The organism is Micromonospora sp. NPDC047812 (genome assembly GCF_040704175.1).
Taxonomy (GTDB): Bacteria; Actinomycetota; Actinomycetes; order Mycobacteriales; family Micromonosporaceae; genus Micromonospora.
Map to the genome: position 1 here is coordinate 399369 of NZ_JBEYRY010000005.1, position 10690 is coordinate 410058.

The 10690-nt window shown below is 73.4% G+C and carries 10 protein-coding genes; 4 read left to right on the forward strand and 6 right to left on the reverse strand.

Annotated elements, in window-relative coordinates:
* Positions 1-646 precede the first annotated feature (646 nt).
* From AB0883_RS21550 to AB0883_RS21560, 3 genes are all read left to right on the forward strand, one after another.
* Positions 647-1054 (forward strand): YciI family protein, encoded by a 408-nt coding sequence (locus AB0883_RS21550; protein WP_366642938.1) that lies wholly within the window; start codon positions 647-649, stop codon positions 1052-1054.
* Between the two features lie 4 nt (positions 1055-1058).
* Positions 1059-2204, forward strand: coding sequence for a DUF6596 domain-containing protein (locus tag AB0883_RS21555; protein WP_366642939.1), 1146 nt, complete (start codon positions 1059-1061; stop codon positions 2202-2204).
* Between the two features lie 211 nt (positions 2205-2415).
* Positions 2416-3150 (forward strand): VOC family protein, encoded by a 735-nt coding sequence (locus AB0883_RS21560; protein ID WP_366642940.1) that lies wholly within the window; start codon positions 2416-2418, stop codon positions 3148-3150.
* Between the two features lie 207 nt (positions 3151-3357).
* Here AB0883_RS21560 and AB0883_RS21565 read toward each other — a convergent pair whose 3' ends face one another.
* A complete protein-coding gene (locus tag AB0883_RS21565) occupies positions 3358-4134 on the reverse strand; it encodes a hypothetical protein (RefSeq protein ID WP_366642941.1) in 777 nt (258 codons plus the stop codon).
* A gap of 310 nt (positions 4135-4444) precedes the next feature.
* Between AB0883_RS21565 and AB0883_RS21570 the strand changes: the two genes are divergently transcribed.
* Positions 4445-6121, forward strand: a complete 1677-nt coding sequence (locus tag AB0883_RS21570) for a hypothetical protein (protein ID WP_366642942.1) — start codon at positions 4445-4447, stop codon at positions 6119-6121.
* An 86-nt stretch (positions 6122-6207) separates the two neighbouring features.
* On the opposite strand, the gene AB0883_RS21575 is transcribed toward AB0883_RS21570, so the two are convergent.
* From AB0883_RS21575 to AB0883_RS21595, 5 genes are all read right to left on the reverse strand, one after another.
* Complete coding sequence (locus AB0883_RS21575; RefSeq protein WP_366642943.1) at positions 6208-7089, reverse strand: 3-hydroxyacyl-CoA dehydrogenase family protein; 882 nt, start codon at positions 7087-7089, stop codon at positions 6208-6210.
* A 76-nt stretch (positions 7090-7165) separates the two neighbouring features.
* Positions 7166-8185 carry an HAD-IIIC family phosphatase gene (locus AB0883_RS21580; protein WP_366643025.1) on the reverse strand — a complete coding sequence of 340 codons (1020 nt, stop codon included), beginning with the start codon at positions 8183-8185 and terminating at the stop codon, positions 7166-7168.
* Positions 8186-8190: 5 nt separating this feature from the next.
* Positions 8191-9354: an acyl-CoA dehydrogenase family protein gene (locus tag AB0883_RS21585; RefSeq protein WP_366642944.1), complete on the reverse strand. Its 1164-nt coding sequence runs from the start codon at positions 9352-9354 to the stop codon at positions 8191-8193.
* Complete coding sequence (locus AB0883_RS21590; RefSeq protein ID WP_151452852.1) at positions 9351-9620, reverse strand: acyl carrier protein; 270 nt, start codon at positions 9618-9620, stop codon at positions 9351-9353. The genes AB0883_RS21585 and AB0883_RS21590 overlap by 4 nt, the downstream gene beginning before the upstream one ends.
* A 13-nt stretch (positions 9621-9633) precedes the next feature.
* Entirely contained in the window at positions 9634-10641 is a 1008-nt protein-coding gene (locus tag AB0883_RS21595) for a ketoacyl-ACP synthase III family protein (RefSeq protein WP_366642945.1), read from the reverse strand.
* Positions 10642-10690 lie beyond the last annotated feature (49 nt).

Here is a 10690-nt window from a genome sequence, read left to right on the forward strand (position 1 = left end):
GTGATTCCGCGTCTTCCGGCTCGACCGCCGCCTGCCCACGGGTGAACAGGATCGACGCCCGGGCCGGTCCGCCGGGTCGAGCACCGACCCGCAGGTCGGAAAGCGGGGCGCAGGAAATCACGCTGCCGGCGCGGTACGGGCGGCGGGGGCACCGACGGGAATGCGGTTCGCGCTGGTCGGCCGGCGTCTTGGTCGCGCACCCGTGAGAGTGCGTACCTGGGCGATCCCGAGTCGGGACACGGCGCACCGGCGACACCTCCCCGTGGCGCGTCGAGCAGTTCTCGCAGTGCGGGGCTGCGAATTCCCCGGAATCTAGCCCAGGGACGACGAGACCCGGAACACGCTGTGACATTCACCATATCGACGTCAATGTCTGTCGACGTCGACCGCCTCATCGGAGGCGCATCAGCCGTTGACGCCCGTCATAGCGGATACCAGATCGCAGTGCGCTGGCTCGCGATAATGTGCGAATTGTTCACGGCCTGCCCCGGTTGCCCCGGCGGCATGGCCGGTGCCAGCGGCGCTCACCCAGCTCGGGTACGAGACCGGGAAGACTCGGTCGGCGATGTCGAGAATCCGCGACCGGCTCCGTCCCCGTGGTGAACGCGACCAGAATGGGTTCGCACCAGCACCGAGAGGACACACGATGGCCAAGTACCTGCTGCTCAAGCACTACCGGGGCGCCCCGGCCGCGGTCAACGACGTACCCATGGAGCAGTGGACGCCGGAGGAGATCTCGGCGCACATGCAGTACATGCAGGACTTCGCGACCCGGCTCGAGAGGACCGGCGAGTTCGTCGACGGTCAGGCGCTCGCCCCCGAGGGGACGTTCGTCCGGTACGACGGTGAGGGGCGCCCGCCCGTCACCGACGGCCCGTTCGCCGAGACCAAGGACCTCATCGCCGGCTGGATGGTGATCGACGTCGACAGCTACGAGCGCGCCGTCGAGTTGGCCGGGGAGCTGTCGGCCGCCCCCGGGGCGGGCGGGAAGCCGATCCACGAGTGGCTGGAGCTGCGCCCGTTCCTGACCGCGCCGCCCACCATCACGGAGTGACCTGATGGACGAGGCCCTGCTCCGGAGCCTCACACCCCGCGTGCTCGGGGTCCTCGGCCGCCGCGGAGCCGACTTCGCGGCGGCCGAGGACGCCGTACAGGACGCGCTGGTCGAGGCGGTCCGCACCTGGCCGGCCGACCCGCCGCGGGACCCGAAGGGCTGGCTGGTCACCGTGGCCTGGCGCCGGTTCCTCGACGCGACCCGGGCGGACGCCGCCCGCCGTCGGCGCGAGGACCTCGTCGACGAGGAACCGGCGCCCGGGCCCGCGCCCGCGGTGGACGACACGCTCCAGCTCTACTTCCTGTGCGCCCACCCGTCGCTGACGCCGTCGTCGGCGGTCGCGCTGACGCTGCGTGCCGTCGGCGGGCTGACCACCCGCCAGATCGCCCAGGCCTACCTGGTGCCCGAGGCGACCATGGCGCAACGCATCAGCCGGGCCAAGCGCACCGTCTCCGGCGTGCGGTTCAACCAGCCCGGCGACGTCGCGACCGTACTGCGCGTCCTCTACCTGGTCTTCAACGAGGGCTACTTCGGCGATGTCGACCTCGCCGCCGAGGCCATCCGGCTCACCCGGCAGCTCGCGGCCGCGATCGACCACCCCGAGGTGGCGGGACTGCTCGCCCTCATGCTGCTGCACCACGCCCGGCGCGCCGCCCGGACCGCGCCCGACGGCAGTCTGGTGCCGCTCGCCGAGCAGGACCGTGGCCGGTGGGACACCACGTCGATCGCCGAGGGCGTCGAGATCCTCCAGGCGGCCCTCGCCCGCGACCGGCTGGGCGAGTTCCAGGCCCAGGCCGCCATCGCGGCGCTCCACGCCGACGCGCCCACCGCCGGGGAGACCGACTGGGTGCAGATCGTCGAATGGTACGACGAACTCGCGCGCCTGACCGGCAGCCCGGTCGTCCGGCTCAACCGCGCGGTGGCCGTCGGCGAGGCCGACGGACCGCGCGCCGGCCTGGCGGCGCTCGCGGCGCTGGACGACTCGCTGCCCCGCCACGCGGCGGCGGCGGCGTACCTGCACGAGCGCGGCGGCGACCTGGTGACGGCGGCACGGTTGTACGCCGAGGCGGCCCGGAAGGCGCCCAACCTCGCCGAACGCGACCACCTGACGCGCCAGGCCGCCCGGCTCAACGCCCACCGCCGTCCCTGAGGCGTACGTCCATCGGCTCAGCGGACCTCCTGGTCGCGGGCGGGCACGGGTCACGGTCCGGCACTCCTGGCCTCGTGAAAACAGTGTCCTAGGATGCCTTGGGGGTGTGCGTCAGCACTCCCGGCCCTCCCGCGCAGGCGGGCGTGCGAGGACGCCGACCGTGAGCACCTGAGGGCCTGCGGCCGGGCCGTGCTGCTCTAGCATTGCCGGCGTGGCAACGCGGCTCGTTCAGATCAACATGAAGGCTCGGGACGACTCCGCGCTGGGCGGTTTCTGGGCGGAGGCGCTCGGCTGGGGAATCTCCAGCGAGGGACCCGGCGTGACCAACCTCGAACCCGAGGGCTTCGTCTACCCCGACCCCGTCGCGGTCTGCGTCGACCTCGTCGTCTCCCCGGAACCCAAGACGGTGAAGAACCGCGTGCACGTCGACCTCGCCACCACCTCGGCGGCCCATCAGGCGGAGGTGGTCGCGCGCCTGAAGAACCTCGGCGCCACACCTGCCGACGTGGGCCAGGGCGACGTACCGTGGACGGTCATGGCCGACCCGGAGGGCAACGAGTTCTGCGTGCTGGACCCCCGTCCGCTCTACCGGGACACCGGACCGATCGCCGCGGTGGTGGTCGACTGCGCGGATCCGCGAGCCATGGCCCGCTTCTGGGGCAGGGCCACGGACTGGGCCCTGCACGAGGTGACCGACCACCAGGCGGTACTGCGCTCCGCCAAGGGCGTCGGCCCGTACCTGCGGTTCCTCCGCACACCCGACGCCAAGACCGGGTGGAACCGCGTCCACCTCGACGTCCGCCCGTACCCGGGTGACGACGTGGCGGCCGAGGCGGCCAGACTGCGGACTCTCGGCGCCACCGCCATCGACCTGGACGGCGATGTGCCGTGGACCGTCCTCGCCGACCCGGAAGGCAACGAGTTCTGCCTTCTCACCCCAGCCTGACCCGAATCCTCGTCAGCCGCTCACCACGGCCACCAGCCCGGACCTTGCGACGCGCCCTGGCTGCCCTGGGGCGCAGACGTTGGACGACGAGCTGTCCGGCCCACCCATCAGCTGGGTGATCCGGCACCGCTCTGGTGGATCGATGGGTGCACGGGGACAGCGTGAGGGTGCGCTGTGTCGACGCCCCGCCCCTTCTGCCGCCCTGGATCAGCGCCTCGGGCCACCCCTCTGCGCACCGAGCGACTGGGATGGATCACTCGCTTCGACGGCACGCAACTGGGCGGCGATTGCCTGTTCGTCGTCGGGCAGGGTCTCCGTCTGGTTCAGCCACCAGCCGGGTCCCCAGCGCATGACCTTGCCGTAGAGAGTCAGAATGAGGCCGGCTTCGAAATCCGCTGCGGGACGGCGTACGGTCCGTACCAGGGGATCGTCGTTCGATCGCCACTCGTAGCGTCCGGCGCCTGGGACGTACTCGCCAGGCCCGTGGTCCTGGAAGCAGTCGAAGAAGAGCCATCCGGACGCGTCCGCGGGGGCATAGCAGAGCACGCGTTTGTCGACGATGAGGCTCGGTGGTCCGTAGCTGGCCTCGACCTCACTGCGCGGTACGTCCTGGCCGTCGAAACGCTGCCGGAGACCACCGGTGAGGTGGTTCCAACCATCCGCGTCAAGCAGTCGCCCCAACTGGAGGTAGCCCAGTCGGTGGAATTGTTCGGCGAAGACCGAGGCAACCTCGGCGACGCAGCTGCGGTCCTTGCCGAACATGGCGATGAACGGCCCGGCAACGCCCAGCTTTCCGTACGAGTTGAGCACCGCGTGGACAGCGTCCTGGTCGGGCTCGCGTTCGTCGAGGAAACACAGATCCTCGAGAAGCCCTCTGGCCAACATGTCGAAGGCATGTCCGGTCGTCGCCCACATCCCGGGCCTGGTCACCAATCGCGGCAACTGATCGAGCCAACGTTGCCGAACCTCTGCCGCCGAACGCATCGGCCCACGCTACCGGCCATCTCCTGGGCAGCGCCCACCGGAGGCCACGGTAATCGGAACGTCTGACCTCTGTATCTGGATCAGATGATGCTCGCCGGCCCGTGCCGCGGGGATACGCAGCCACCGGCTGAAGACACCACGGGGATCAGCCTGGATTTCATCGAGGTAGAGCCACTGATCGCACGATCCCGGCCGCTCACTCCTGGAAACAAGGTCTCTGCCGCAGCCGTGGTGCTGGCGGCGTGCGCGGGTGAGGCCGTCCACAGCCTACGTTGGGCCCGCACCGCTGTCATTCGGGGGATAAGCCCTGTTGAGCTGCGGTTTCGCCGCTATACCCTCGCTGCTTGTGATTGACGACGACCCTTGGATGACACTCCGGACGACCGGCGGCACCGCGACGACCGACCGCCACACAGGCACCTCCAGGGTGGTCCACCTCCGCGGCGACCTCTGGTTGGACGGTCCGGCCGGAGATCCGGTGGCGCGGGGCCTCGCGGGCAATCCAGCGGCACCGCTCGACGTGCTACTGCGTCTGCTCGACAACCACGCCGAGGCCGTTCCCGCAGCGATCCGACGGCGCGCCGACCTGCCGCCCGCGGTCGTCGCAGCGGCGATGCGTCACCCCCTGGCCCGGGTACGCGGCGCGGTCGCCGCCAATCCGCACATCGATCCGGCGCTCCGGCTCGGCCTGCTGGACGACCCCGAGCGTCGGGTGGTCGAGCGCGTCCGTGCGGATCCGGACCTGACCCTGCCGGATCGCGCGTTCATGCCGAGCCTGGACCGGCTGTTCGAGCAGTTCCGGCGGGGCATCATGACTCCGGCCGAGCTGCGCGGCGAGGTGATCGAGCTGGCGTGGCGCGACCGGCGTGCGGTGCGTGTCGTGGCCACCCATCCGGAGCCGCTCGTGCGTGCCGCGGCGGTCGGACTGCTCGGCGGCCTGGACGAGGCGTCCCGCGAGGAACTACGCCAGGCATTGCTGCACGACGACGTGCCCGAGGTGCGGGCGGCGACCGCCCATTTCCACGCCGAGCGGGAACGGGTGCAGGAGCCGGCGGACCTGCCCGCCAACGGGTACGCGTACCGAGGGCTGCTGAGCGAGCTGCGGCTCTCGCCCGCACTGATCGAGTACGTGCTCGCCGCCGAGGACGGGAGGGAGGGCGTCGACGCGATGGCGACCAACCCAACCCTGCCGCCGGAGGTGGTCGAGGCGTTGTTCGACCACCCGTCGCCAGACGTGCGACGTAGCCTCGCCGAGCGTGACGACCTGACCGGCGCCCAGTTGGCGCGGCTCGCCGCCGACCCGGACGCGTCGGTACGGACCGCCGTCTCCGTGCATCCCGCGCTGACCGAGGAGGAGCGTGCGGCGATCGACGTCGACGTGACCACGGCACCGTGGGACCGCCGGATCGATCTGTGCTGGCACGTGCGGGGGAGGGCGTCGCCTGAACCGCTGCCGCCGCAGGCGGAGTCGGTACGGCTCGCCACGTCGGTCAACCCGCTGTTGCGCCGGCGGGCCGCGCTCGACCCGCGGTTGCCGACCGGGATCGTCACCGCGCTCTCGGACGATGCCGACCCCGGCGTGCGAGCCCTCCTCGCCCATCACCATCCGGCCGCGCCGCCCGAACTGCTCCTGCGGGTGTTCCGTGAGTACGAGGACCGCCGATGCGACCGCGGGCGGCTGCTGGCGCTGCCGAACTTCCCGACGGCGGCGCTGGCCCGGTACGCCGACGACCAGGATTCCGCGGTCCGGCGGCTCGTCGCCCGCGACCCGCGGGCGGAACCGGCGCTCGTCGACCGGCTCACCCGCGACCCCGACGCCGCGGTACGGCGGGCGATGGCGGCATGCCCTCGACTGCTGGTGGACCGGATCGTCGACCTGCTCGACGACGTCGGCCTGGCCGAGTCCGCGGCGCGGAACCCGGCCCTGCCGGTCGAGGTGATGCGCGAGCGACTCGCCTCGTCCGTACCCGCGCAGGGGAAGCGCTGACGGGCGATCGGCACCCGTCGGCGAGGTGCCACGACCTGCGTCGACCTTCGGCCGCGCGGGTGCCTGGACGCGGATCTCGGCGGTGGTCAGGTGGCGGTCGCGACCGGCTGCGGGTACTGGTGGAAACCGCTGCCGCTCTTGCGCCCGTACCTGCCCGCAGCGACCAGTTCCCGCAGCGTGCGTCCGGGCCGGAAGCGGGGGTCGCCGGTGCATTCGAGCAGCACCAGGAGCGTGTCGACGACGGTGTCCAGGCCGATCAGGTCGGCGGTACGCAGCGGGCCCGTCGGGTGACCGAGGCAGTCCTGGAAGACCCGGTCGACGGTCGCGGCGTCGGCGGTTCCCCGGCCGACGACCTCGGCGGCCTCGTTCACGGTGAGCATCAGCACGCGATTGATCACGAAGCCCGGTCCGTCGGCGACCACGATGCCGGTCTTGCCGATCGCGGCGAGCAGGTCGAGGGTGCGCTGGAGGGTGTCCGCGCTGGTCCGCGGCGCCCGCACCACCTCGACGCTCGCCCTGAGAGGCGCCGGGTTCATGAAGTGCGTCCCGACCACCCGCTCCGGCCGGCGGGTGCTGGCGGCGAGCCGTTCGATCGGGACGGCGGAGGTGACCGACGCGAGCACCGTCGTCGGTGGACAGACGGCGTCCAGCTCGCCGAAGATCCGTTCCTTCAGGGGTATGCGTTCCGGCGCGCACTCGATCACGTACCCGGCCCGGTCGAGCCCGGCGGTCCGGTCGGTCCAGCTGATCCGCTCGATCACCCGGGCCACCGGCTCGCCCGCGCGGTGCGGGGCGAGCAGCCGGGCCTGCCGCAGCCCGGTACGCAGCCGGCCCGCTGCCGCTGCCGCCCCGGCCGCCGCTCCGACCGCCGGGTCGACCACGACCACGTCGTACCCGCCCTCGGCCAGGCACTGGGCGATGCCGAGGCCCATCGTGCCGGCGCCGACCACCCCGACGGTGCCGCTCATGCGCCCCCCTCGTTCCGCTCGCCGCGCGCACGAGGCTTCGCCGCGCCGCGTCCGATGACTCGCTCGCCGGGCTCGCTCACGCGGCCACCACCCGCACGGGGTGCGCCCGCGCGGCCGGCGGCCGGGCCGGGTCGATCGCGAGCGTCCACCGGTCGCCCGCGTCGTCCTCGACGGCGAAGCCGGCGAACCGCAGGGTGACCAGCATCTGCCGGTTGACCGCGGTGGGCACGAACTCCGCCACCGGGCGCCGGCCGGCGGCGAGCGCGGTGTGCACGAGGTGGTCCAGCAGGGCCGCGCCGGCACCGCGGGACAGCACTCGGCACGACATCAGCAGCAGCCGCAGTACGGTCGCGGTCGGCTGCAACTCGGTGACGGCCAGCCCGACCGTTCCGTAGGAGCCGAACCTGTCCCGCAGCCGCGCCACCAGCACCTCGTGCCGGGGCGACGCGCACAGCGCGCGCAGCTCCGCCAGGCTGAACGTCACGCCGGTGGTGTTCAGCTGGTGGGTGCGTACGGTCAGCTCGTGCGCCCGGGCGAGGTCGGCCGGGCCGGCCCGGCGCACCTCCAGCACCAGGCCGAGCGAGGCGAGGAAGTCCGCGGGCGGCCCGGCATGCGTGGCCTCGGCGGCCCGGCGCCGCTCGTCGGTGCGGTAGAGCTGGCGGCGTTGCCGGGACTCCTCGGTGACGAAGTCACGGGTGAACCCGGGCAGCGCCGGCAGCCCGGCGACGGCGTCGGCCGGGTGGCAGCGCACGACCGGCAGCGCGGCGGCCACCTCGGCGCGTTCCACCGGGTCGTTGTCGACGAACGCGACGGTGTCCAGGCCGATGCCCAGGTCGGCGGCGATCCGGGCGACCGCGAGGGACTTGGCGCCCCAGCCCACCTCGATCCGGGTGAACAGGTCGAGCAGGCCGTGCGCGGCCAGGTGGGCGGTGGCGGCGGCGCGCTCGCCCCGGCTGGCCACGGCGTGCAGGACGCCGCGCCGGTCCAGGGCGTGCAGCGTGCGTACGGCGGCGGGGAACGGCACCGGCTCGTCGCCCTCCAGCACGACGCCGTCCCACAGTGTGTCGTCGAGGTCCCAGACCAGGCACTTCACCATGCTGGTCACGGCCGCCCTCCCGGTCGGGTCGCGCGGGCGCGCCGCAGCAGGTGGTCGGCGATGTGCAGTTCGGCCACCTGGGCGGAGCCTTCGATGATCTCCATGACCTTGGCGTCCCGGTAGAACCGGCCGGCCCGGCTGTCCGGTGCGCAGCCGGCCGCACCGAGGACCTGCACGGCCGTACCGGCGACCAGGGCGGCGGTGCGCGCAGCCGCGTACTTCGCCGCGACCGTGCCGGCGATCGCGTCGGGAGCACCGGCGGCCCGCCACCGGGCGGCCCGGGCGGCGAGCTCCCGCGCGGCGGCGGTGTCCACCGCGGCCCGGCCCAGCAGCCCCCGTACGGTCTGGTGCCCGGCGAGCGGGGTGCCGCCCTGCCGGCGGGTGAGGACGTGGTCGGCCATGTCCCGCAGGCACGCCTCGGCCATGCCCACGCAGCCCCAGCCGACCGTGAACCGGCCGTGGTCGAGTGCGGTGGCCGCGACATGCGACAGCCCGAACCCGGGCGGTGCGACGCGGTTCGCCGCCGGGACCCGTACGCCGTCGAGCTGGATGTGGGCCAGCTGGGCGGCCCGCAGGCCGAGTTGGCCCTCGACCGGCTGCCGCGTCACGCCGGCCCGGTCGGTCTCGACGAGCACGGCGGTGTGCCGGCCGTCCAGCACCCCGAGCACCAGCAGCACGTCGGCGACCTGGCCGAAGGTCACCCAGCGCTTGGCGCCGGTCAGCTCCAGGGTCGGCTGCCGGCCACCGGCGACGGCACGGATGCGGGTGTCGACGGCGGTCAGGTCGCTGCCCGCGCCGGCCTCGGTGGCGGCGAAGCCGGCGAGCAGCTCACCGCGGGCGAACGCGGGCAGCCAGCGCGTCCGCTGCTCGGCGGTGCCCCAGCGCAGTACGGCCGCGGCGACCATGCCCTGCACGGTGACCAGCGCGCGCAGCGCGCCGCACACGCCGCCGAGCCGGGCGCACAGCTCACCGACCTGCGCCGGCGTGGCGCCGAGGCCGCCGTGGCCGACCGGCAGGTCAGCGGTGAGCAGCCCGGCGGCTGCCGCGGCGCGGCGTACCCCCGCGGGCAGCGCGCCGTCCCGGTCCCAGCGGGCCGCCTCGTCGCGCGCCGCCGCGGCGAGGTCGTCCCCGAGGTCGTCGAGCGCCGGCGGCGCGACCGTGGCGGTCACGCCGGGATTCCGGCGCGGCCGGCGGTCTTGGCCAGCACGAAGTCGGTCAGTCGGGAGATCGTACGGAAGTGGTCGAGGTCGAGGTCGGCCACCTCGACCTCGATGTCGAAGCGCCGCTCCACGAACACCACCAGCTCGATCGCGAACAGCGAGTTGAGCAGGCCGAGCGCGAAGTAGTCCTCGTCCGGGCCGATCGGTCCGGACACCGCCGGGGCGATGAAGTCGTGCAGCTCCCGCGCCACCGCGGGCCGGTCCGGTGCTCCCATCCCCACTCCCATCTCAGTCACCCGCGACGGCCGCGGGATCGCCGTCGAACTCGACCAGCGCCATGCTCCAGGCGGCCACGGGGCTGGAGCTGACCAGCACGGCCCGCTCGCCGCCCCGCAGCCGCCCGGTGCCGATCTCGGTCGCCAGGTTGAGCAGGACGTCGTTCGCGCCGAGGTGGCCCAGGTCGCGCAGGTTGTCGTGGCAGGTCGAGGCGACCTCCACCCCGAGCGTCTCCTCGACGAACCGGAACGCGCCCGCCGACAGGTTGTGGCTCACGTGCCGGGCGACGTCCGACGGCGTCAGCCCGTTGCGGTCCAGCAGGCGCCGGTACATCGCACGCAGCCGGTTGCGGCTCTCCAGCGCCAGCTGGAAGGAGTACTCCCGAGGGTCGCGGCACTGCTCGGTCCAGCGGGCCGACGGGCGGTCGCGGTAGTCCACCCGGAACAGGTCCCAGTAGCGGCCGTCGGTCTCCTGGAGCACGTCGCGCACCCGCAGCGGCCCGTCCCGCGAGACGACCACGGCCATGCCCCCGTCGCCGCTGACGGTGACGGGGTGCCGGTAGCGTCGCGGCGTGGCCGGCGTACTGCCGTGCACGACGAGGACGTCGGTCAGGTCCGGGTCGGCGGCCAGCAGGCCGCGCGCCACCAGCAGCGCCGGCGTGCTCGACACGCAGCCCAGCCCGCCGACGGAGAAGGTCAGGGCCCGCTCGGCGCCGAGGTACGCCTGTAGCCGGGTCTCGGCGGAACTCATCAGCGTTGCCGGCGCGCGGGACTCCACCACGACCAGCGCCCCGATCCGGGCCGGGGCCAGCCCGGCGGCGGTCAGCGCCCGGGTGGCGGCGCCCGCGGCCAGGTCGAACGCGTCCAGCTCCGGGTCGGTACGCACCCGGTCGATCCCGAGGCCGGCGCAGAGTTCCCGCTCGGCCGGCCCCAGGTACGCCAGCTCCGGCAGCTCCGCCACCGCGACCGACCGTTCCGGCAGGAACGACGCCATCGTCCGTACCGCGATCGTCCCGGGCATGTCGCCGCACCTTTCGTAGCAGAGGCCGTCGTCGGTGTCCCGTCCCGGG